Origin of the sequence: Mesorhizobium prunaredense (assembly GCF_900156895.1) — a bacterium.
Taxonomy (GTDB): domain Bacteria; phylum Pseudomonadota; class Alphaproteobacteria; order Rhizobiales; family Rhizobiaceae; genus Mesorhizobium; species Mesorhizobium prunaredense.
Genome location: NZ_FTPD01000023.1, coordinates 437,403 through 460,045, shown reverse-complemented (window position 1 = coordinate 460,045; position 22,643 = coordinate 437,403). Strand labels below are relative to the sequence as shown.

The window sequence follows — 22,643 nt, the reverse complement described above, 5'->3', positions numbered from 1 at the left end:
GGCGCCTGCGCGTCCGATCGAGACGCTATCCGCCAGTCAGGCTCGCCGACAACAACAGCAACCCGAACAAAAAGACGAAGGCGGCGCCGCCGATCTCGACGATTGAATGGATGCGGTTGCCCATGCGGCCGTCGCCAGCGAAATACACCGCCCAGTTCTTGGCCGTCACCGCCAGCGTCGCCAGGATCGAGACGGTGATCGCGGTGCCGAGCGCCATCGCCAGCACCGACAGGATGCCGGCGAACCACAGCCCGTTGAGCGCGGCAAAGCTCAGCACGATCAGCGCGCCCGAGCAGGGGCGGATGCCGACCGCAGCCACCGCCGACCAGGCGGTGCGCCAGTCGAAGCGGTCGCCGGCAAGCAGCGCCGGGTCGGGCGCGTGTGAATGTCCGCACGTCTCGCAGACTTCGCCCGCCGCATGGTGATGGTGCCCGCCATGGTCATCGTGCCCGCCATGGTCATGGTGATGGTCGTGTGCGCCATGATCATGATTATCGTGGCCGTCATGGCCATGTGCGTGAAGCGCATGCACTGAATGCGCATGTGCAGGATGGGCTGTTTGCGAATGGCCGGCATGGGCCGCCGAAAGGCTGTAGGCAGGGTTCGCGCCGAACAGGCGAAGGATGGCAGGGCCGGCCTTGCGCCACAAAAGCCAGGCGCCGAACAGGGTGACGAAGACAAAACTCGTGACTTCGAGGAACCATGCCGCGTCGGTCATCGATATGGTGGTGCCGCGCAGGACGAAGTAGGCGAGCATCATCACCAGGATCGCCGTCAGCGCCTGCAACAGGGCCGAGACGAAGGACAGCATGATGCCGCGCCTGAGCGCGACTTCGTTCGCGACCATGTAGGACGAGATCACCGCCTTGCCGTGACCGGGGCCGGCGGCATGGAAGATGCCGTAGGCGAAGGACAGGCCGATAAGCAGCCACAGCTTGCTGCCGTCCTCACGCATCGCCTTCATCGCACCGGCAAGCGCGCGGTAGAATTCCTGCTGACGCAGATTGATCCACATCAGGATTTGGGCGAACGGGCCGGTGGTGGGAGCCATCCCGTCATTGGTGCCGATGCCGAGCGAGCTCTGGGCGTGGGCGGAGCCGAGGACGTGCGTCATCACAAGGGCGGCGGCCAAAACGCCGAAAGCCAAACGCAGGGACGGTTTGGTCACCGGATTATCCTTCTGGCTGACAGTTCAGTTCAAGCTTGGTCGCAAAGATCTTGCTCATATCGGTGCCTGTCGGATCGTTGAAGAAGGCGTCCGTCAGGGTCTTCTGGTTCTCGGCGATCGCCTCGTCGGGGTTCGGACGAACGACCTTGCTCGTGCACGTCGACGGCAAGCCGGCGACCTGCAGATTGGCATCCTCGGTGAAGTCGATTGCCGTGTAGAAGGTCGGGTCATAGACGCCGATATCGATCTTGCCGGCCAACCTGGTCGGCGCCTTAGGTTCGGATTCGAACAGGATAATGAGCTGGTCGTTGTCGAAATTCGCCATCAGCTGCGGCGGCGGGCTCATCGCCTCATCCTTGCCGTCGACGGTGACGAGCTGGAAGTAATTGAACTCCGCCAGCGAAGCATGGACGGTATCGGCGACTGCCTTCAGCTCCGCGTCATCGAGCTTCAGGTCGGAATTCTTGTCGAACTCCATCATCACCGTGCTCGAAAACAAATCGTCGAAGCGCCAGACATGGCGCAAGGCCTTCACAGTTTGGTGATCCGGGCTGAGGATCACTTCAAGGCGAGCCTCGGCAAACACGTGGGGATGCACGTCGGCTGGCCCGACCGTGGCAAATGTCGCCGCCATGGCCGAAGCCATCATGATTGCTTGACGTTTAGGATGCATTCTGGGTCGCGATTCCATCAGCTTCGGAAATATCGAGAGTTACCAGAAAGCGGGCGAAAATGGGACCCCGCGGCGGCCAAAAGCTCATGCATTGTCAATCGTCTTGAACCACTGCACCAGGAAATCGACAAAGACGCGAACTTTCGCAGGCAAATAGCGCCGGTGCGGATAGACGGCGAAAATGCCGCCACCCGGCAGGATGCGGTCATCCAGCGCGGTCACCAGCCGGCCACTTTCGATATCGGGCGCGGCGATGAAATCCGGCAGGACGGAAAATCCCAATCCCGCCACGGCGGCCGCCCTTGCCGCCATCGGACTGTTGACCTCGATCGGACCGGAGACCGAAACGGTCACTGTGTCGCCGCTGTCGCCCTTGAACGGCCAGTTGGTCAGCCAGCGGCCATTGGTGTCGATGATGCAGGGCATGCGGCCAAGGTCCTGCGGCCGCGCCGGCATGCCGTGCCTGGCGATCAGCTCGGGCGATGCGCAGAGCCGCACCGAGAACGGCGCCAGGCGCCTGGCGATCAGCGAGGAGCTTTCCAGCCGCGAAATGCGCACAGCGAGATCGAAACCTTCCTCGACCAGATCGACGAAGCGGTCGTCGAGATGAATGTCGAGCACGATGTCGGGATGCTGTTTGGCGAAGTCGATCAACGATTGGCCGATCGGCGCATCGGCAAAGGTGCGCGGCGCCGACAGCTTGATCCTGCCGCGCACGTCGCCGGAGGATTCACGCACCGCATCGGCCAGGCTGTCGACCTCGCGGACGATTTCCGAGGCGCGGCGGTAATAGGTGTGGCCGGCCTCGGTCAGCGAGAACTGCCTGGTGGTGCGGTTGAGCAGCAGCGCGCCGAGCTCGTCCTCCAATTCGCGCACATATTTCGACAGCAGCGCCTTGGAGCGGCCGATCTTGCGCGCCGCTGCCGAAAATCCTTCGGCCTCGACGACGTCGATGAAGGCGCGCATGCGGGTCAGCGTATCCATGTCATGCGCTCCTTTGGTGGGCTGAAAGGATGCGCGCGGCAAGCGCCATCAGCTGCCGGTCGCTGTTTTTCGGTCCGAGCAGCGACAGGCCGAAGGGGGCGCCGTCAACCAGGCCAAGCGGCAGGGTGACCTGCGGAAAGCCGGATAGGCCGGAAAGACACAACAATCTTAGCGCGCGTTCGCGATAGGTCTGCAAATCGTCGAATGAGGCGGCCTTGAGCGGGGCGGCACCTGGAGCGGTCGGCAGCACAATAACACCGTCATCGCCAAGCAGTTCGGCAAGCTCAACACGAAACGAAACGCGACGTTCCGTTTCAAATTGTGCGGTTGCCGCGTCGATTGTTGCGCCATGCTCGAAGCGCTCCTTAACGCCGGGGCCGAGCATCCGATCCCCGCCGGCGATCCAGGCACCATGATTTTGCCACGCCTCGTAGCCCTGCAGTTTGCGGAAGCACCAATAGAGATCGTCGGTGGAATGCGACAGCGGGGCAAGGGTGCGCGGCGCGCCCAGCACCGATGCGACAGTGCGGACCATGGCGCGATACTCGTCGGCTTCCGGCGGGCCGAGCACGAGCCCGTCCAGCGCATCCAGGGCGAGGGGACGCTGCAATTCGTGGTTGTGCAGATCGTCGCCGAGCAGCACCGCGCCGACCTTTTCGTAGGTGACCATGTCCCTGGCGAACCAGCCGAAAATGTCCAGTGAAGGGGCCAGCGGCATGGCGCCTTCGAGCGAGATGCGGCCATGCGTGGTCCTCAGCCCGATCAGCCCACAAAAGCTTGCCGGGGCGCGGATCGAGCCGCCGGTATCGGATCCGGCGGCGATGTCGGCCAGCCCGCCGGCGACCGCGGCCGCGGAACCGGAGGACGAGCCGCCGGTGACGCGATCAGGTGCTGCCGGATTGACCGGCGACGGGAAATGCGCGTTCAGCCCCATCAGCGAGAAGGCCAGTTCGTCGGTCTGCGTCTTGCCGACGAAGCGCGCGCCCGAATCAAGCAGCGCCTGGACGGCCGGCGCTGTCGCCGAGGCGGGTGAAGCCTTCTGGTATTTTTGCGGATTGCCGCAGCCGGTGCGGTAGCCGGCGACGTCGTAAATATCCTTGACGGCCAGCCGCAGGCCGGCAAGCGGGCCGGATTGCGCATTGGATACAGGTATACCGTCGAGGTCGAGAAAAGCGTTCAGAGGGCCGCGAGTGCCTGCCATGCGTTCGAGATCCGGATACAGTTGTTGCAACATTGTTCGACGCCAGGAATTTTACAACCTGACGTACGATTTTTATTGATTGTGAAATCCATCGATCTTATATCGCGCTTGCCCAAAGTCGCACGTGCCTGTGGGTGTCCGCCGATCCTCAAAATGGTGAGGGATATCGGTAAGGTAACTGGAGCTAACCCCTCCAGTCGGTTTAGCGGCCAACCGCCAGACCGAGGACACCTTGAAGCAACGACGGTGCGGGCCTTTCTGGTGTTCTGCCGGTCGTCCAAAGACCGGGGTTACTGAAGAGGCACACCTTCATTGCCGGCAGTGCGGAACGGGTTCTCCCAATCCAAGCCAAGGCAGACAAAGCGAACCGAGGCCGGGCAAGGCCAAGGTTCACCGCCGCGAGACGGCGCTTCATGGTTCCGGGGTCTCCACCGGCTGGTTCCATGGATCGACGTCCCGCCTTTGTCCACCGCGTGTTCGCGAGGTCGATGACCCGCGTCCCGCAGCCTTTGTGCGCGCCGAAAGGCGCCGATGGAGAGACCCCGATGGCTACCCAGCGCATCCTTGACTTCCTCGCCACCCGACGTCCGAACGGCCCTTGCCTCGTCGTCGATCTCGACGTCGTGCGCGATAATTTCCGCGCCTTCGAGAAGGCGCTTCCCGATTCGAAAATCTACTATGCGGTGAAAGCAAACCCGGCGCCGGAAATCCTGCGCCTGCTTGCGGCGATGGGCTCGTCCTTCGACACCGCTTCCGTTGCCGAAGTCGAGATGGCGATGGACGCCGGCGCGCCGGCGGACCGCATCTCCTTCGGCAACACCATCAAGAAGGAGCGCGACATCCAGCGCGCCTATCAACTCGGCATCCGGCTGTTCGCGGTGGACTGCGTCGAGGAGGTCGAGAAAATCGCCCGCGTTGCACCCGGCGCCCGTGTGTTCTGCCGCGTGCTGACCGACGGCGAAGGCGCCGAATGGCCGCTGTCGCGCAAGTTCGGTTGCGTGCCGGCGATGGCGGTCGACGTGCTGCGCCATGCGAGGGCGCTCGGGCTCGACGCCTATGGCGTGTCGTTCCATGTCGGCTCGCAGCAGACCGACCTGACCGCCTGGGACCGCGCGCTCGGCGACGCCAAAAAGGTGTTCGCTACGCTCGCCGAGGAAGGCATTGTGCTCAAGATGGTCAACATGGGCGGCGGTTTCCCGACCCGTTACCTCAGGGATGTGCCGGTGGCACAGGCCTATGGCCAGGCGATCTTCTCGGCGCTGCGCAAGCATTTCGGCAACGCGATTCCCGAAACCATCATCGAACCGGGCCGCGGCATGGTCGGCAATGCTGGCGTCATCAAGTCGGAAGTCGTGCTGATCTCGAAGAAGGCCGACAACGACAATGTGCGCTGGGTGTTCCTCGACATTGGCAAGTTCGGCGGTCTCGCCGAGACGATGGACGAGGCGATCCGCTACCCGATCGTCACCGCGCATGACGGCACCGAGACCGCGCCGTGCGTGCTCGCCGGCCCGACCTGCGATTCGGCCGACGTGATGTACGAGAAGACGCCATATCCGCTGCCCCTGTCGCTGACCATCGGCGACGAGGTGCTGATCGAGGGCACAGGCGCCTACACGACGACCTACGCCTCGGTCGCCTTCAACGGCTTCGAGCCTCTCCGATCCTACGTGATCTGACGGCTCGCAAGAGCCGATCAGATCATCCGGCGCGGGCGCCTGTCGCCCGCCCGGGCTCGCCTGTGGAACAATCCGCTCGTGAAGGATCGCGGAGATGGAAATTGTGGATTTCATCGTTGAAGGCGCTGCGCATTGGCCGATCTCCCCCCTTGAGGGGGAGATGGCCGGCAGGCCAGAGGGGGTCGGTTCGGCTGCCGCGACCTCTCTTGAACTGTGTGGGGCCGGCGCTTCACGCGCGGCGACCCCCTCTGTCGCCTTCGGCGACATCTCCCCCTCAAGGGGGGAGATTGCCAGCGCTTTCGTCATCACCGCCGAAACCGCCGCCGACGTCCCGGCGCGAGAAGCCTTGCTCGATCGCGCCATGGGGCCGAAGCGCCGGAGAAAATCGTCGGAAAAGCTGCGGCGCGGCCGCCGGCCTTCGGAAGGCCTGGCCTTTGTCGCACGCGACGCGTCGGGCGCGGTCACTGGCACCGTGCGGCTGTGGGATGTCGTGCTGGGCGAGGGCGGTAGGTCAGCCCTTCTGCTTGGCCCGCTCGCCGTCGATCCCACAATCAAGAATGCCGGCATCGGCTCGGCGCTGATGCGCCTTGCAATCACTGAAGCCGCGCGCCTCGGCCATGCGGCGATCCTGCTGGTCGGCGATGCGCCCTATTACGAACGCTTCGGGTTCTCGGCCGAAAAATCCGGCTCGCTGGCCATGCCGGGACCTTATGAGCGGCACCGCCTGCTGGCGCTGGAACTGGTGGAAGGCGTGCTCGCCGGCGCGCAGGGCACGCTGAAGGCGGCTGGGCGCAAGCTGAAGGCACAGCGGCTGCCGCTGGCAGCCTGACGGATCGGAAACAAGCCGCTGCCATCGGGCGGCGGCTTGTTTCCATCCCGGATTGGAGTGGATCAGCCGATCAACTGGCTCAGCGCCATGGCGACGCTCATGTCGCCTTCGACCTTTATCTTGCCGGACATGAACGCCATCGTCGGGTTGAGATCGCCTGATACCAGCGATTCCAGATCGTCAAGCGAAAGCTTTATCGTGCAGTCGGCCGGCGCGTCGGTGGTCGATACAGCAGCGCCGTCGATGACGATGACGCCGTCGTCTCCGGTATCGAATTTCACGGAACGATCGAACCCGGCACTCGCCACGCGCGCGCTGATCTTGTCGGCAATTTCCTGAACGCCCATGGCCGTTCTCCTCGTCTCGTTGCGTTTGTCGCACCCATTGGCACTTCGGTCTGGGGCACTTCGGCCTGGGGCACTTTGATCCGGCCGAAGTCGCCGTCTTGCGCATTTCGCGATCAAGTTCGCCGGCGCATATAGCTTCGGGTTGACGTTTACGTCAACGCGGTTCCCGATATGATGATGGGTTTTATCGCCGCAGTGAAGCTACGCTGTCCACACTGGCAGTTACAAGGTCTGCATCATTCAAACAGACGAGGACAGTGGCCAAGCCTGTCCCTAGCGTGGGCTCGCCTCATGCGCCACCGCGCGATCAGGGGGAAGGGGATGAACCCGTATCCGGGAGGCGAGGATCGAGACCCCAGATGGCGTTACAGTAGGGGATGTTTCAGTCATGAAAATCAGAAGTCTGATCAAGCGTGCCGAGACGGTGGACAGGGCATTCAAGGAACTCGAAGCCGATTTGGCGGAGGCGTTCGATGAGTGTCTCAACCTGGACGACCAATCGCCGTTGAACAACGTTCCGGATGAGAATCTCGCGGCAAGGAATGACAACTCTCAGCCCGAGGACGATGCCGACACTCCCGAGATCGCACGGCGGCTGACCTCCCACACACAAACCCGCCTGGCTGCGCTAGATGCCGTTGAGGGGCTGTTTGACGATGCGCGGGAGTATCTGGAGGAGATCAACACGAAACTGTCGGAGATCGCGACCTCGCATCACCTGACAGGCGACTTCCTGAAGCTGCTTCACGGGGACATTCTTCGCGCCAACGAACTGGAACTGGCAAATGTCAGCCTGACCACGCAGCAAAGAGTGCTGTCGGAGCAGTTCCACGATGCGACCAGAAAGCAGCGTGAGCGTGAAAGCGCCGTCGAGGCCCTGCAGCAGCGCGAGATAAGCCTGGCCGAGGACAAGGAGGCACTTCGCGTTGCGCTGGCTGCGGCAAGGCTGGAACTCGTCGTGGCAGGCAATGCGAGCGCAGAACGCGAAGCGGAGTTCGGCGACCTCGTCAAAACGCTTTCGGCCAGAACGGCCGAGGCCAACCGATGCGCGCGCGAGAACGAGATATTGCGGGAAAAGCATGTCAGCCTGTCGATCGACTTCGACAAGGCGCTGAAGCGGGAAGCTGAGGCGCGGCACAGGCTGGACGAGCTCTCGACGATTCATGCCAGTGACGCGGCGCGACTTTCGGAACTGCTGGCTGCGCTCGGCAAGAGCGAACAAGAGGAGATGCGGCTGCAGAAATCGCTCGATATCGCGCAATCGAAGCTGTCGGAAATGACGGAAGCGGCCCGTATCATGGAAGGTGACAGGGAAGCCGAGCGTGCGCGTAGTTTCACGGAGATCGGCGGCCTGCGTTCTGAAATTCGCAACCTCCAATCACGATTGGAAGTCGCCTCGAACGAGAACAATCAAGCCGCGAGCGAGATCGCCAATCTCAAGGCTCAATGGAGCGACGCTGTCGCCGAAAAGCAAATTGCGGAGGAAAGGTTGTCCGTTCTCAGAAAGGAGAACGAAAACGACAAGATTCACCTCTCGACCGTGAGCGCGAATTTTTCGCAGCTTTCCCTGCAGCAGGCATCCGAACAGATACAGCTCGATGTCCAGAGGCAGGAATGCGAGGATCTGCGAGCCGAAGTCGCCTTACTCGACGCCCGGGTCAAGGAACTGTTGCCCTATGAGCGTCTCCACAAGGTCACAAACGCCAAACCACATGAGAACGGCGTCGTCGAGATCACCGGTGTCGTGGCGGAGAAGTCCCGCGCCACAAGCAGGCGGCGCGTCCGTACGAGCCTGCGCGCCGCATCCTGACGCGCGGGTGTCACTTGGCAGTCTGGTTTGCCTTACCGGAACAGACTGAAGGTCCGTTGTCGACGCAACGCGGATTCGGCGAATAGCTTGCGTGTGGTTCCTTCCTCAGGGGCTTCCCCCGATCTAGTGTACGGTGTTGCCCGTCAGGTTAGCGCATGGATCGAAGCGTCATTTGCTCACCAACTGGACACACCGGCACGGCCAGATTAGGCCTCGAGGAAGTCCAGGGCCTTTTCCACGAAGGCGCCGTGATACTGGAAAATGGCCGTATGCCCGCCGTCCTTGTACAGGACCAGCTCGGCATTGGGGAAGCGCCGCGCCAGGTCGACGGAATTGCTGGTGGGAACCATTCTGTCGTGATCGCCATTCACCACGAGGACCGGGTGCCGGATACGCGATAAGTCGGCAGGGCGCTCAAGGCCAAAGGCACGGACTGCCTTGAGCTGCTGGCTGAAAGCGCCGAGCGCGATGGGCTTGTCGCGGTCATTGGTCCGTTCCTTGAGGCGCTGCAGAAATTCGCGCGCCGCCTTCTTGCCGTTGGGGCTTTGGGTGAAGAAGAGGTAGTTCTTTGGGTCCTTGATGGTCAGCGCGGCACGGATCATGTCGATGATGGTGACGAACGTCACCCTGTCGATGCCGGTACCCCCGGCTGGGCCGGTTCCCGCGAGGATGATCTTGCGAACCAGATCAGGCTCCAGCTGAACAATCGCCTGGGCGATGAAGCCGCCAAGAGAGAGGCCGAGCAGATCGACCTGCTCGAAACCGAGGGCCCGGATGAAGGCGATCGCGTCGCGGGCCATCGCCTCCACCGTGTTGGGAGTGGAGCCGCCTGATGCGCCAACACCACGGTTATCGAAGGTGATAACGCGCCGTTTTGCGGCAATACCATCGACGACCCGGGGATCCCAATTGTCGAGAACCGCACTCAGATGGGTAAGAAAAATCACCGGTACCCCGGTTGTGGGTCCGAGTTCCCGGTAGGCGAATTCCGTACCGCCGACGTCGACCGTTTTCGTCGGCACGTCCCTGTGTTTGATGATCGCGGCAGGTCGCGACAGATGATGCACGTTCACGATGGTTTCCTATCTTCCGGCTTGCCGTTCTCGTGGGGCTGGAGCAACGCCTTCGCCGCCACCGCGCCAGCCTCAAGAATGCGATCGGACAACTTGGTTCCTTTCACCGCTCGGGACAGCTCAAGCGTGCCGATCAGGGTCGCGAAGACGCCGAATGCGATAGCCTCGGGGTCGCGGGCGTCGGGCGTCAGCTCGGCCGCGACCTGGCGTACGAGCTTGAGCAGGTGCTCGGCGTAAACTTGGCGCGTCTCGATCGGCTCACGCGCAATTTCGGGCAACAGCGCGGCTGAAGCGCAACCTTTGCCTGGATTGTCTCGGTGTTCCGCCGACAGATACGTATCGATGGCCAATGACGCGCCGCCGGCGGCCAATAGCTCCTGTATCTGGGCCGTCTGAGCCTCCAGCGCGGCCGCCACACTCTCACGCACAAGCGCCGCCTTGGACGGAAAATGGGGATAGAAAGCTCCATTGGTCAGTCCCGCCTCACCCATGATGCCGGCGAGACCTGATGCAGCGATGCCGTCAGAACGAAACCGTTCGGTCGCCACATCCATGATCAGCTGCCGCGATGCTTCCTTCCGGCCTTTCTCGTAGCGCATGTTTTTCTCCTTGGATCAGCTATTGCATTACGATCATATTATCATTAAGTGACCATAATGCAATAGGGCGACGCATCGGAGATGTCGATCGGGGCGCTCCGGGTCTCGTCAATTTGGGAAAGCTGCAATGAAGGCCTTCATCGTCGATCGATATGCAAAGAGAGCTCCCCTACGGCTTGGAGAGGTTCCAGAGCCGGAAGTAGGGGAGAATGATTTGCTGGTGCAGATCCATGCCGCCAGCGTCAATCTGCTGGACTCCAAGATCAGGGACGGAGAATTCAAGCTCATCCTGCCCTACCGCCGGCCCTTCGTCGCAGGCCATGACGTGGCCGGAACGGTCATTCGCGTCGGCTCGAAAGTCCGACAGTTCAAACCGGGCGACGAGGTCTATGCGCGAGCGCGCGACGGTCGGATCGGAGCTTTCGCTGAATACATCGCCATTAATGATGCGGACGTGGCCCTGAAGCCAAAAAACCTCAGCATGGAAGAGGCTGCGTCCATTCCCCTGGTGGGGCTGACCGCCTGGCAGGCGCTGGTTGAAAGGGCGAAGCTGAAGAAAGGACAGAAGGTCTTCATTCAGGCCGGCTCCGGCGGAGTGGGAACATTCGCCATCCAATTGGCAAAGCACCTCGGCGCAACGGTCGCCACGACAACAAGCGCGTCGAACACGGATATGGTCAGGAAGCTGGGCGCCGATGTCATTGTCGACTACAAGAAGGATGACTTCGAGAAAGTGCTTTCGGGCTACGATGTCGTCCTGAATAGCCAGGACAACAAGACCCTCGAAAAGTCCCTGCGTGTGTTGAAGCCAGGTGGCGTCGCCGTTTCGATCTCCGGTCCGCCCGATCCTGGGTTTGCCAGGGAGAAGGGGCTGAGTTGGGTGCTGAACCTGGTCATGCGCGTTTTGAGCGCAGGCATCAGGCGGCGGGCGAAACGCGCAGATGTCCGATATTCGTTCCTGTTCATGGCGGCCAATGGCGAGCAGTTGACAAAAATAACGTCGCTCATCGAAACGGGGGTCATCCGCCCGGTCGTAGATCGCGTCTTTCCGCTTGAGCAGACCAACGAGGCATTGGCTTACATTGAACAGGGCCGGGCCAAGGGCAAGGTTGTCATCAAGGTGAAATGAAATAGCTTTGCAATGCTTCAGGCGACAACGTCCGCTTCTGGGCGCAAGCGGGCCCAGCGAATGAGCTTGCGCGTGCTTCCTCCACAACCCTACGTCAACCTAATGCTCGATTGGTCCCTTCGGCATGACGATCGCCGTGCCGGCAGTTGTCGGACGCTCGATCATGCGGCGGACGCGCGGCGGCTCGTCGCCGCTGTGCAGCGCCCGTACGCGCTCGCCGACAACGGCGTCGGCATGGGTGGCCCGCTTGTTGTGGCGGATGTATTCGAGCCATGTCGGCGTGTGATAGTGCTCGATCCATATTGCGGGATTTTCGAGATCGCGCGCCAGCGTCCAGTTGCGGGCGCCGTCACGGCGGCGGATGCGGCCGCGTTCGGCCATGGTGGCCAGGAATTCCGGCACGTCCTCCTCGCGGATGATGTACTCGATCATGATGGCGATAGGCCCGCTGCGCAGTTTTAGGTCGAGCGCAAGATGCGGCTCCTTGAAACGGTTCAGCGGATCGAGGTTGAGCACCGCCTGCTGCGGCAAAGGCAGCAAGAGGCCGATCGCGCCACCCGCCAGCATCGCAACGGCGGCCGCGATCAGCGCGAACTCGGCGCCATGCGCATCAGCGACGACGCCCCAAATCCAGCTGCCCAGCGCGATGCCGCCGAAAGTCGCCGTCTGATAGACCGAGAGCACCCGGCCGACCACCCAGCGCGGCGTCGACATCTGCACCGTGACGTTGAAATGCGCCAGCGCGACCACCCAGCAGGCGCCGCCGATGAGCAGCCCGAGCGACGTTTGCCAGGCCTGATCGCTGACGGCGGCATTGAAGGCGCAGAGCGCAAAGCCGGCGAACGCCATGCGCACCATCGCCTCGCTTGACAGGATCTGCCTCAGCCGGACGCTGATCAGCGCGCCGCCGACGGCGCCGATGCCGAAAGCACCGAGCATGATGCCGTAGGTCAAGGCATCGCCCTTGACGACATTGCGCGCCACCAGCGGCAGCAGTGCCAGGACCGCACCGGCGCTGAAGCCGAAAGCCGCACCCCTGACCAGCACCTTGCCGATATTGGGCGACATGGCGACGTAGCGCAGGCCAGCACCCATCGCCGCGCCCAGCGTCTCGCGTGGCAGTGTCGAGGCAGGCAATTCCGGCTTCCAGCGGGCCAGCACGATGATCAGCCCGACATAGCTCAATGCGTTGGCGGCAAAGGCCGCTGCAGCACCTGCGGCGGCAACGATGATGCCGCCGATCGCCGGGCCGACGCTGCGCGTCAGGTTGAAGCCCAAGGAGTTGAGCGCGACAGCCGCCGGCAGCTTGGCGCGCGGCACCATGTCGCCGACAGAAGCCTGCCATGACGGGTTGTAAAGCGCCGTGCCGCAGTTGATCAGGAAGGCGAAGGCGAGCAGCGTCCATGGCGTCATCAAGTCAAGATAGGTGAACACGGTCAACAGTACCGAGACGATCAGCATGAAGATCTGGGCAATCAGCATGACCTTGCGCCGATTGAAGCTGTCGGCGATGGCGCCGGCAACGAGCGCAAACAGCATGATCGGCAAGGTGGTCGAGGCCTGGACCAGTGCAACCTGATAGGACGAGTTGGCGATCGTGGTCATCATCCAGGCGGCGCCGACGCCCTGGATCAAGCCACCGAAATTCGAAACCAGACTGGCGGACCATACGGCGCGGAAAATGCCGTGCCGGAACGGCGCCAGCGCCGAGACGCGTTCGCTGTCCGGCTTGTCGTCGATCATGGATGCTTCCCCGACTTCAAATGCTGCGTTTTTCCAGAATCGGTGCCCTCATGCCGTCCCTTCAAAGTAGAGCATGACTTCGCAAAGGGCGAACGCCTTTTCAAAGAAGATCATGGTCCAACAATAAGATAGCGGTGGCTGGAACAGGTCAGCGGCCATTCTTGCAGGCTGCGTGAAGCGCTTCGGTGAGGTGACCGACTTTCCGTCCGCCGCGCCCGCTGCCTTCTGCCGTGAACCGATAAAACGCGAACGGCGCGTTGCGCAAAAAATACTTAGCGACTTGACGAAGTTTTCGCTTGCGCCACCGGCAAATTGGGCGATAGTTAGTGACATGGCTAAGCATGATCTTGATCTCTCGCTGCTCTTCCACGCGCTCGCCGATCCGACCCGCCGGTCGATCCTGAGCCGGCTCGCCGAAACACCTGCGCGGGTAACGGATCTGGCTGGGCCGACGGGACTGCGGCTGCCCACGGTGATGCGGCACCTTTCCGTGCTGGAGGAGGCAGGGTTGATCACCACGTCCAAGGACGGGCGGATACGCACCTGCGCCATCGTACCCGAGGCTCTGGATCCAGCGCGAACATGGCTCGATGAACAGCGGGCCATCTGGGAAGCTCGGCTCGACCGGTTGGACGCATTTGTGATGAATGTGATGAAGGAAGGCAAAGAATGACACTGAACCTGGATCCAAGCAGCACGGCCCGTACGACGCCTGATGATAGGAGGGACCGTTTTGCGACGCTGACCTTCGAACGGGACGTGGCCGCGCCGTTGTCGGTGCTGTGGCAGGCTTGGACGGCCCCTGCCGCGCGGGCAGTCTGGGCAGCGCCGATGCCCTCGGTCACCGTGGAGTTTTTGGAGGCCGACACCAGGGTGGGTGGTCGCGAGATCTCGCTCTGCAAGGCAGAGGGCCATTCGGACATCCGCTGCGAGTGCGGCTGGCTGGCATTGCAGCCGGCGGTGTGCAGTGTGAACTATGAGGTGATCTCATCTGAAGGCGTAACGCAATCAGCAGCGCTGGTGACGGCAAATCTTTCAGGCACGCACGAGCGCAGCCAACTGGTCGTGACGGTGCAGCTTTCCTCGCTGGCGCAGGACATGGAAGCAGGCTACCGGGCGGGCTTCGGCGCCGGCCTGGGCAACCTCGCGGGCGCGGCTGAACGGACCATGGTGCTGCAGCGGGTGATTCAGGCGCCGCGGTCCATGGTGTGGGGCGCGTGGATGAACCCTGAAACGCTGCCGCAATGGTGGGGGCCGGAAGGCTTCTCCTGTCGAACGAAGAGGATCGACTTGCGAGCGGGCGGCGAGTGGGTATTCGAGATGATCGCGTCTGACGGCACGGTTTTCCCGAACCACCATCTCTATAACGAGGTCCGGCCAGAGGAGAGGATCGGCTATACGCTGCATTGGGGCGAGAACGGGCCGAAACATGCCGACGCCTGGGCCTCGTTCGAGGATCAGGACGGGGCAACGAAGGTGACGCTGGGCATGGTATTCAGCACGGCTGCCGAGTTCCAGGAGGCGAAGGGCTTCGGTGCCGTGGAACTGGGACTGCAAACTCTGGGCAAACTGGAACGCTTCGTCGCATCCCGCTGAAATGCTGCAACTTCTCGTCGGCCCGAATTAGGGCTTGTGGACGAGGTCTCATCCATGTCGCGCCCGTCCTCATTGGCGACGGCATCCGCCGCTTCAGTCAGAAGGGCATGAGCCGGTCAGGCTGGAGCCGGGCTGGCTGGAGAAGACCGAGGTCCCGGAAGCGGGGAAGATCACCAACATGCGCTTCCGCTTCGCGGGACAGGGCCGAGAATTCACAGCGGGATACACGAAGAGGACGGTTCTATGAGAAAACTGATCATATGGGACATGGTGAGTGTCGACGGCTTCTTCGAAGGTCCGGACAGGGACATCAGCTGGTTCGTCTTCGAAGAAGAACTCGAGAACTACATTCGTGAGACCCAGGAAAAGGCCGACACGCTGATCTTCGGCCGCGTGACCTACGAGCTCATGGCGGCCTATTGGCCGTCCGAGCAAGGCTGGATCGCGGATTTCATGAACAAGATCGAGAAGGTGGTCTTCTCGCGCACGCTGAAAAGCGCCGACTGGAACAACACGAAGCTCTTCTACGGCAATGTCGCGGAAGAGGTCGCCAAGCTGAAGACCAGGGACGGCGGAGACATCTTCGTGTTCGGCAGCGCCAACCTCACGGCGACCCTGATGGAGCACGGCCTGATCGACGAGTATCACCTCGGGATCAACCCCGTCATCCTCGGGAAAGGCACGCCGCTCTTCAAGGGTGGCCCGAACCGGATACCCCTGAAGCATCTCGAGACGACGACGCTCAAGTCAGGTGTTGTCATCCTCCATTACGCGCCGGAGAGCAGACAATGACGATCGATCCACTCTTTCCCGCCAACCAGGCTTGTCGAAATGAGAGGGCCCGGGAAAGCGCGCTCCAGACGACCGGCGGCCAAGGGGCGTAGCTAAGCTCTCTCGGGTCGAACGCCCGGGGCAGCCCTTTGGGCGACATGCATTACCGATCTTCGAATCCGGTCAGCACGCCGACGGCATTGATGCCGATTTCCTCGACGGCATAGCCGCCTTCCATGACGAACAGCGTCGGCAGGCCGAGCTTGGCGATGCGACGGCCAATCTTGGGATAGTCGGCGCTTTTCAGCTTGAACTTGCTGATCGGGTCCTTCTCGAACGTGTCGACGCCGAGCGAGACGACAACGACCTCGGGAGCGTAAGCTGCAAGTTTCTCGCAGGCGTCCTCCAGTGAAGCATTCCAGACATCCCATGCGGTGTCGAACGGCATGGGGTAGTTGACATTGAAGCCTTCGCCGGCGCCGGCGCCGCGCTCGTCGGCATGGCCGAGGAAGAACGGATATTCGGTCATCGGGTCGCCATGCAGGTTCAGCACCTGCACGTCGCCGCGGCTGTAAAAGATCTCCTGCGTGCCGTTGCCGTGATGGTAATCGACATCCAGGATCGAGACACGCCTGGCGCCCTGGTCGCAAAACCATTGCGCGGCAACCGCGGCGTTGTTGATGTAGCAATAGCCGCCCATGAACGCAGCGCCGGCATGATGGCCGGGCGGGCGGCAGAGCGCGAAGGCTGATATCTCGCCGCCTTTGACCAGGGCGGCTGCGGTCAGCGCCACATCATAGGACGACTTGATCGCCTCCCAGGTGCCTTTGACGAAGCCAGCGCCGCCGTCGAAGGAGTAAAAGCCAAGCAGCGCATCGATGGTTTGGGGGCGCACATCGCCGCGCAGGCCGCGCGTCGGCCAGGTGAAGGGGAGGGCCGAGCCGGTCCGGCCCGACGCTTCCCAGAGCGGCCATACGGTCGGCAGGAAATCGATGTAGTCGCTGGCATGCACCTGCTTGGCGGCAGCGAGGTCATGACTCTCGGGCGGCAACACCGGGCCGAGCTTTTCGCTCTCCACCCTCGCCTTGATGAACTCGGCGCGCGAGGGCTTCTCGAAGGCCGGCACGATGGCGCCCGAAATGAGTTCGAAATTGCCGGCATGACCGGCGTGAAGAGGCGAGAAGACAGTCTTCATTTTGGCGGCCGGCTCGCTCTTCGGGTTGCGTATCCGTCATTGACGAATTGCTTTGTGGCAGAGAGTTTCAGCCCCGCCAAGGGGCTTCCCGGATCGTTGTTGTGAGTGGTGGCGGCGGCTTGCCAGACGCCAAGACTCTGTTAGCCTAAGCTCAAACGGGAGAAAATTATGCCGCCATCGGCCGATCTGATCGTCGAGAACGCCAGCATATTGACGATGGATCCCGATACTCCCCGCGCCGAAGCCATAGCGATCAGGGGCGGCGAAATCATTGCGATCGCAGATCGCGCGACCGTGCTGGAACACAAGGGACCCGGCACGCGCGTCATCGACGCCGAGCGCGGCTCCGTCGTCCCCGGCTTCATCGAAGCGCATATGCATCTTTTCGCCGGCGCGGCCGAACTCGATCACCTCCAGCTGATGGGCGTCCACGGTTTCGATGCGCTTTGCGATGTTGTGCGCAACTATGCCGCAAAGCGGCCGGATCTATCCGTCCTGCAGGCGCAAGGCGCCGACTATACCATCCTGTCTTCGACGGAGCGGGTCAGCCGCCATCACCTCGACCGCATCCTGCCGGACCGGCCCTTCGTCATGGCGGCGCCCGACCACCACACAATGTGGGCGAACACCAAGGCGTTGGAACTGGCCGGCCTGCTGAGAGGCAAGCGGCTTGGTCCCGGCAACGAGATCGTCATGGGCGACGACGGGCTGGCCGGTGGCGAATTGCGCGAGGGCGAGGCCTTTGGGCCGCTGATCGCGCTGGCCGGCGAGGAGCGTGTGCGGCTCGGCCTGGCCACCGGCGGCGAGCCGGACCCGAAGCCGACGCCGGTGGAGCAGGCCTCCGACCGGGCGATCATGCGCCGCGGTCTGGAATGGTGCGCCAGGCACGGCATCACCTCGATCCAGAACATGGACGGCAATCTGCACCAGCTTGAACTCCTGTCCGAGATCGAGGCCGAGGGCGACTTGCTGTGCCGGGTGCAGGTGCCGTTCCACTACAAGAATTTCATGACGCTCGACATGCTCGACAAAGCCTCTGATATGGCTGAGCGCTACGCGGGCGAATGGCTTTCGTCGGGCATGGTCAAGGTGTTTTACGACGGGGTGCTCGATTCATGGACGGCGGTGATGGTCGAGCCCTATGCCGACCGTCCGGATTGGGTTGGCGAGCCGCTGTTCACGCCGCAGCAATTCATCGACCTTGCAGTGGCCGTCGACAGGCGCGGGCTGCAGATGGCGGTGCACTCGATCGGCGACGGCGCCGTGCGCGCCGTGCTCGACGGTTACGAGGCTGCACAGAAACAAAACGGCAAGCGCGACAGCCGGCACCGGGTCGAGCATATCGAGGTGGTCACCACGGCGGACACATCGCGCTTCGCAGAGCTTGGTGTCATTGCCTCGATGCAGCCGCCGCATCCGCCGGGCAGCATGGGCTTGCCGCTGGAACCAACGGTGTCGCGCATCGGGCCTGCTCGCTGGCCGCTGAGCTATGCATGGCGGACACTGAAGAATGCTGGTGCGCGCGTCGTCTTCGCCTCCGACTGGCCGGTGTCGCCGATCGATCCGATCCTGGGCATTCAGGCGGCTGTGCTGCGCAAACCATGGGCAGACAGCGATCCCGACCAGAGCTTCTCGCTGCATGAATCGCTAGCGGGCTACACGGTGGAAGGCGCCTATGCCGAGTTCATGGAGCATCGCAAGGGCCGCCTCAAGCCAGGCTTTATGGCCGATCTCGTGGTGCTCTCAGGCGACATCGAGGCGACCGCGCCGGAAGCGCTGCATACGGTGCGGCCGGTGACGACGATCTGCGGCGGCAAGATCACCTACCAGGCCTGACGGTGGCACGGGAATTGGGTTCTGGATCGACATTTCAGATGTGCGCTTGCCAAGCCATGCGCCGTGTGCTGACAATCGAGTGGGAACTGGATCCGCCAGAAGAGCGGACACAAGAATGGGGTAATCGTGCCGGAACAACCGGGTAGAAGTGCAATTGAAGTTCGTGGTGTCCGCAAGGTCTTCGGTAGCGGGGAGTCACAGGTCGCCGCCCTCGACACGGTTTCGGTGTCGATCCGCGAAAATGAGTTCTTCACGCTGCTTGGTCCGTCCGGCTGCGGGAAGACGACGCTTTTGCGGCTGATCGCCGGCTTCGATTTCCCGAGCGCCGGCGAGATTCTGCTGCATGGCCAGGACATCGCGCCGCTGCCGCCGTTCAGGCGGCCGGTCAACACCGTGTTCCAGAACTATGCGCTGTTCCCGCACATGACGGTGGCCGAGAACATCGGCTTCGGCCTCGAAATGCTCGGCAAGCCCAAGACCGAAGTCAAGGCGCGGGTCGCCGAGATGCTGAAGCTGGTCAAGATGGAGGCGCTGAGCAACCGCCGCACCAGCCAGATTTCCGGCGGCCAGCAGCAGCGCGTGGCGCTGGCGCGCGCCCTGGCGCCGCAGCCGAAAGTGCTGCTGCTCGACGAACCGCTGTCGGCGCTCGACTTCAAGCTGCGCAAGGAGATGCAGATCGAGCTGAAGCGGCTTCAACACGAGACCGGCATCACCTTCATCTTCGTCACCCACGACCAGGAAGAAGCGCTGACCATGTCCGACCGGATCGCGGTGATGTCGTCGGGCAAGATCCTGCAGGTCGGCACGCCCTGGGATATCTATGACAAGCCGGCGGAGCGCTTCGTCGCCGACTTTATCGGCGAAACCAATTTCCTGACGGCGGCCATATCAGGCATGGGCAACGGCAAGGCACGGGCAACGCTCAAATCCGGCGCGACGATCGACGCGACCGTGGCTGAGGGCTTCCAGCCGAAGGACAATGCCACCGTGGTGGTCAGGCCCGAACATGCCAAGCTGACCAGCGGCAAGGGCGACCTGTCGGGCACGGTCGAAAACATCGTCTATTTCGGCACCGACACCCACATCCATGTTCGCCTGGACAGCAGCGAGAGCTTCACAGTGCGCCAGCAGAACACGCGCAGCGCCGGCTGCGGTTTCGAGCGGGGCGACAAGGTCGGCATTTCGATCGGCAACGACGCCGCGCAAGTGCTGAGGGATTGATGGCGAGCGCGGAACAGGTCGCGGAGGAAGCCGAGCGCCGAGAGATCCGCGATCGCTGGCTGCTGTCGGCGCCGGCACTGATCATCATCTTTCTCGCGGCGACCGGCCCGCTGCTGATCGTCGTGATCTACTCATTCCTGACGCCGGGGCCCTATGGCGGCGTGGTGTGGAAATTCTCGACCGACGGCTGGCTGTCGGTGCTGATGCAGCGCGACATCTTCGACGACACTCTGGCCTTCGCCGATGCGCATCTGTCGATCTTCTGGCGCTCGGCCAAGCTGTCGTTTTTGACAACGATCCTGACGCTGCTGTTTGGCTTCCCGACCGCCTATTTCATCGCCACACGGCCGGCGCGCCAGCGCGACATCTGGCTGTTCCTGATCACCATCCCGTTCTGGACCAATCTCTTGATCCGCACCTTCGCCATCCAGGAGGTGATCCGCAATGAGGGCCTCGTCAACACGGTGCTGATCAAGCTCGGCATCATCAGCCAGCCGATCCAGATGATGTTCACCGATTTCGCGCTGATGGTCGGCATGACCTATGTCTATCTGCCGCTGATGGTGCTGCCGCTCTATGCCAGCATGGAAAAGATCGACTTCCGGCTGGTCGAGGCGGGTTACGACCTCTATGCCAACCGCTTCCAGGTGCTGAGGCGGGTCATCATCCCGCTGGTCAAGCCCGGCATCATCGCTGGCTCGATCCTTGTCTTCATCCCGGCGCTGGGCGCCTATGTCACCCCGCGCGTGCTCGGCGGGTCGAAGAATATGATGCTCGGCAGTCTGATCGAGCTGCAGTTCGGGCAAGGCCGCAACTGGCCGCTCGGCTCGGCGCTGTCGCTGTCCCTGATGGCGATCGTGATGGTCGCGCTGCTCTTCTACGTCCGCTCCGTCGGGCGCCGGGATGGCGCGCATGGCTAGCCGCTTCGATGTCCGCCGGCAGACCGGCTTCACCACCATCGCAATGATCTGCTTCTTCGCGCTGTACCTGCCGATCGTCACGCTTGTCGTCTATGCCTTCAATTCAGGCAATTCGATCGCGGTCTGGGAAGGCGTGTCGCTGCGCTGGTTCTACCAGGCCTGGAACAACAGCCAGGTCGTCGATGCCGCCATCCGGTCGCTGCAGATCGCTTTGGTCGCCGCCACCATTGCCACGATCGTCGCCACCATGGCTGCACTCGCCACGACCCGAACCAAACCCTATCCCGGCCTCGGCTTCAAATACGCCTTCATCAACCAGCCGCTGATGGTGCCGGAGATCGTCACTGCGGTGGCGCTGCTGATCTTCTTCTCGCGCATCAAGATCTGGACCGGCTATTCGGGGCTGGGCTACCTGATGGCGGCGCATACCGCCTTTTGCATTCCCTTTGCCTATCTGCCGATCCGGGCGCGGCTCGAGAGCATGGACCTGTCGTTGGAGACCGCGGCGGCCGACCTCTACGCGACACCCTGGAAGGCTTTCCGGCGCGTCACCTTTCCGCTGCTGTGGCCAGGCATCCTTGCCGGGCTGATGCTGGCCTTCGTCATCTCGCTGGACGACGTCGTCATCACCGAGTTCGTCAAGTCCGGCGGCCAGGACACGTTGCCGACCTACATGCTCGGCCAGTTCCGGCGCTTTATCACACCGGAAATCAACGCAATTTCGACGGTGTTCCTGCTGATCTCGATATTGATCGTCACCGTCTTCTTTTTCATCAGCAGGAAAAAGGATCACGAGTGACAGGAGAGATACGATGAAGTGGAAACTGACTGCGACGGCACTCGGCGCCGCGCTGTTCGCCTCGGTGGGTCTCGCCCGCGCCGACGGCGAACTTAACATCTACAATTGGGGCAACTACACCAGCCCCGAGCTCGTCAAGAAATTCGAAGAGACATACAAGGTCAAGGTGACCGTCACCGACTACGATTCCAACGACACGGCGCTGGCCAAGATCAGGCAGGGTGGCAGCGGCTTCGATGTCGTGGTGCCCTCGGCGAGCTTCGTGCCGATCTGGATCCAGGAAGGGCTGCTCCTGGAGACAGAGCCGAACAAGATGGAGAACTTCAAGAACATGGATCCGAAATGGGTCGATGTTCCCTTCGATCCGGGCCGCAAATACACCGTGCCGTGGCAGTGGGGCACGACTGGCGTCACGGTCAACACCGCAGTCTACAAGGGCGATCCCAACACCTCGGCCATCTTCTTGGATCCGCCGCCGGAACTGGTCGGCAAGATCAACGTCGTTCCCGAAATGGCCGACGTCATGCATCTCGCCATCAGATATGTCGGCGGCGAGCCGTGCACCGGCGACAAGGAGGTGCTGAAGAAGGTGCGCGATGTGCTGGTGGCGGCCAAGCCGAAATGGATCTCCATGGACTACGGCACGGTCGAGAAGTTCGCCAAGGGCGACTTCGCCGCCAGCGTCGACTGGAACGGCGCGTCGTTTCGCTCCCGCCTGCAGAACAAGGACTTCGTCTATGGCTATCCGAAGGAGGGCTATCCAATCTTTATGGACAATCTTGCGGTGCTGAAGGACGCCAAGAACGTCGAAAACGCCAAGCTGTTCCAGAACTTCGTCATGGATCCCGAGAACGCCGCGATGATCTCGTCTTTCGCGCGCTACGCCAACGGCATCAAGGGATCGGAAGCCTTCATGCCCGAGGACATGAAAACGGCGCCGGAGGTCAACATCCCCGCCGAGTTCGCCGACAAGGGCACGTTCATGCTGACCTGCGCGCCCGACGTGCAGGCACTCTACACCAGGATCTGGACCGAACTGCAGAAGTGATCGCATCGTTGACGGACCCGGC

22 protein-coding genes are annotated in these 22,643 nt (G+C 62.3%); 12 read left to right on the top strand and 10 right to left on the bottom strand.

What is annotated here, in order from left to right; translation table 11 throughout:
* Positions 1-25 precede the first annotated feature (25 nt).
* The 4 genes from BQ8794_RS19840 to BQ8794_RS19825 form a co-directional block, all read right to left on the bottom strand.
* On the bottom strand, positions 26-1,168 hold the full coding sequence (locus BQ8794_RS19840) for a nickel/cobalt transporter (protein WP_425293554.1): 1,143 nt from the start codon (positions 1,166-1,168) through the stop codon (positions 26-28).
* Between the two features lie 4 nt (positions 1,169-1,172).
* Complete coding sequence (locus BQ8794_RS19835) at positions 1,173-1,841, bottom strand: DUF1007 family protein (RefSeq protein WP_077380326.1); 669 nt, start codon at positions 1,839-1,841, stop codon at positions 1,173-1,175.
* 84 nt (positions 1,842-1,925) lie between these two features.
* A complete protein-coding gene (locus BQ8794_RS19830) occupies positions 1,926-2,825 on the bottom strand; it encodes a LysR family transcriptional regulator (protein ID WP_077380325.1) in 900 nt (299 codons plus the stop codon).
* 1 nt (position 2,826) lies between these two features.
* A complete protein-coding gene (locus tag BQ8794_RS19825) occupies positions 2,827-4,026 on the bottom strand; it encodes an amidase (protein ID WP_077380446.1) in 1,200 nt (399 codons plus the stop codon).
* A gap of 545 nt (positions 4,027-4,571) precedes the next feature.
* Between BQ8794_RS19825 and odc2 the strand changes: the two genes are divergently transcribed.
* Both odc2 and BQ8794_RS19815 read left to right on the top strand, forming a co-directional pair.
* Positions 4,572-5,705 carry an ornithine/lysine decarboxylase gene (gene odc2, locus BQ8794_RS19820; RefSeq protein WP_077380324.1) on the top strand — a complete coding sequence of 378 codons (1,134 nt, stop codon included), beginning with the start codon at positions 4,572-4,574 and terminating at the stop codon, positions 5,703-5,705.
* Positions 5,706-5,970: 265 nt separating this feature from the next.
* On the top strand, positions 5,971-6,534 hold the full coding sequence (locus tag BQ8794_RS19815) for a GNAT family N-acetyltransferase (protein ID WP_244555037.1): 564 nt from the start codon (positions 5,971-5,973) through the stop codon (positions 6,532-6,534).
* Positions 6,535-6,596: 62 nt separating this feature from the next.
* Here the strand turns inward: BQ8794_RS19815 and BQ8794_RS19810 are convergent, their stop codons facing one another.
* Positions 6,597-6,881, bottom strand: coding sequence for an SCP2 sterol-binding domain-containing protein (locus tag BQ8794_RS19810; RefSeq protein ID WP_077380323.1), 285 nt, complete (start codon positions 6,879-6,881; stop codon positions 6,597-6,599).
* 388 nt (positions 6,882-7,269) lie between these two features.
* On the opposite strand from BQ8794_RS19810, the gene BQ8794_RS19805 reads away from it, so the two are divergent.
* Complete coding sequence (locus tag BQ8794_RS19805; protein ID WP_077380322.1) at positions 7,270-8,691, top strand: coiled-coil domain-containing protein; 1,422 nt, start codon at positions 7,270-7,272, stop codon at positions 8,689-8,691.
* Positions 8,692-8,897: 206 nt separating this feature from the next.
* Here BQ8794_RS19805 and BQ8794_RS19800 read toward each other — a convergent pair whose 3' ends face one another.
* Both BQ8794_RS19800 and BQ8794_RS19795 read right to left on the bottom strand, forming a co-directional pair.
* Complete coding sequence (locus BQ8794_RS19800) at positions 8,898-9,758, bottom strand: alpha/beta fold hydrolase (RefSeq protein ID WP_244555033.1); 861 nt, start codon at positions 9,756-9,758, stop codon at positions 8,898-8,900.
* A 2-nt stretch (positions 9,759-9,760) separates the two neighbouring features.
* Positions 9,761-10,363, bottom strand: coding sequence for a TetR/AcrR family transcriptional regulator (locus BQ8794_RS19795; RefSeq protein ID WP_077380321.1), 603 nt, complete (start codon positions 10,361-10,363; stop codon positions 9,761-9,763).
* Positions 10,364-10,490: 127 nt separating this feature from the next.
* Between BQ8794_RS19795 and BQ8794_RS19790 the strand changes: the two genes are divergently transcribed.
* Positions 10,491-11,492 carry an NADP-dependent oxidoreductase gene (locus BQ8794_RS19790; protein ID WP_077380320.1) on the top strand — a complete coding sequence of 334 codons (1,002 nt, stop codon included), beginning with the start codon at positions 10,491-10,493 and terminating at the stop codon, positions 11,490-11,492.
* A gap of 99 nt (positions 11,493-11,591) precedes the next feature.
* Here the strand turns inward: BQ8794_RS19790 and BQ8794_RS19785 are convergent, their stop codons facing one another.
* The gene (locus tag BQ8794_RS19785; RefSeq protein ID WP_077380319.1) at positions 11,592-13,235 is read right to left on the bottom strand and encodes an MFS transporter; all 1,644 of its coding nucleotides are present in this window, start codon (positions 13,233-13,235) and stop codon (positions 11,592-11,594) included.
* Positions 13,236-13,283: 48 nt separating this feature from the next.
* On the bottom strand, positions 13,284-13,568 hold the full coding sequence (locus BQ8794_RS19780) for a hypothetical protein (protein ID WP_077380318.1): 285 nt from the start codon (positions 13,566-13,568) through the stop codon (positions 13,284-13,286).
* Between BQ8794_RS19780 and BQ8794_RS19775 the strand changes: the two genes are divergently transcribed.
* The 3 genes from BQ8794_RS19775 to BQ8794_RS19765 all read left to right on the top strand — a co-directional run bounded on the left by BQ8794_RS19775 (position 13,567) and on the right by BQ8794_RS19765 (position 15,623).
* On the top strand, positions 13,567-13,908 hold the full coding sequence (locus BQ8794_RS19775) for an ArsR/SmtB family transcription factor (RefSeq protein ID WP_077380317.1): 342 nt from the start codon (positions 13,567-13,569) through the stop codon (positions 13,906-13,908). The genes BQ8794_RS19780 and BQ8794_RS19775 overlap by 2 nt on opposite strands.
* Positions 13,905-14,831, top strand: a complete 927-nt coding sequence (locus BQ8794_RS19770) for an SRPBCC family protein (protein ID WP_077380316.1) — start codon at positions 13,905-13,907, stop codon at positions 14,829-14,831. The genes BQ8794_RS19775 and BQ8794_RS19770 overlap by 4 nt, the downstream gene beginning before the upstream one ends.
* Positions 14,832-15,074: 243 nt before the next feature.
* The gene (locus BQ8794_RS19765; RefSeq protein WP_077380315.1) at positions 15,075-15,623 is read left to right on the top strand and encodes a dihydrofolate reductase family protein; all 549 of its coding nucleotides are present in this window, start codon (positions 15,075-15,077) and stop codon (positions 15,621-15,623) included.
* Between the two features lie 142 nt (positions 15,624-15,765).
* Here the strand turns inward: BQ8794_RS19765 and BQ8794_RS19760 are convergent, their stop codons facing one another.
* Complete coding sequence (locus tag BQ8794_RS19760) at positions 15,766-16,797, bottom strand: histone deacetylase family protein (RefSeq protein ID WP_077380314.1); 1,032 nt, start codon at positions 16,795-16,797, stop codon at positions 15,766-15,768.
* A gap of 168 nt (positions 16,798-16,965) precedes the next feature.
* Between BQ8794_RS19760 and BQ8794_RS19755 the strand changes: the two genes are divergently transcribed.
* The 5 genes from BQ8794_RS19755 (at position 16,966) to BQ8794_RS19735 (ending at position 22,621) form a co-directional block, all read left to right on the top strand.
* Positions 16,966-18,633, top strand: a complete 1,668-nt coding sequence (locus BQ8794_RS19755) for an amidohydrolase (RefSeq protein WP_077380313.1) — start codon at positions 16,966-16,968, stop codon at positions 18,631-18,633.
* A 126-nt stretch (positions 18,634-18,759) separates the two neighbouring features.
* Positions 18,760-19,854: an ABC transporter ATP-binding protein gene (locus BQ8794_RS19750; RefSeq protein ID WP_077380312.1), complete on the top strand. Its 1,095-nt coding sequence runs from the start codon at positions 18,760-18,762 to the stop codon at positions 19,852-19,854.
* Positions 19,854-20,774, top strand: a complete 921-nt coding sequence (locus BQ8794_RS19745; protein WP_077380311.1) for an ABC transporter permease — start codon at positions 19,854-19,856, stop codon at positions 20,772-20,774. The genes BQ8794_RS19750 and BQ8794_RS19745 overlap by 1 nt, the downstream gene beginning before the upstream one ends.
* Positions 20,767-21,573 (top strand): ABC transporter permease, encoded by an 807-nt coding sequence (locus tag BQ8794_RS19740; protein WP_027153204.1) that lies wholly within the window; start codon positions 20,767-20,769, stop codon positions 21,571-21,573. The genes BQ8794_RS19745 and BQ8794_RS19740 overlap by 8 nt, the downstream gene beginning before the upstream one ends.
* Before the next feature lie 13 nt (positions 21,574-21,586).
* Positions 21,587-22,621: an ABC transporter substrate-binding protein gene (locus BQ8794_RS19735; RefSeq protein WP_077380310.1), complete on the top strand. Its 1,035-nt coding sequence runs from the start codon at positions 21,587-21,589 to the stop codon at positions 22,619-22,621.
* The last annotated feature ends 22 nt before the right edge of the window (positions 22,622-22,643 follow it).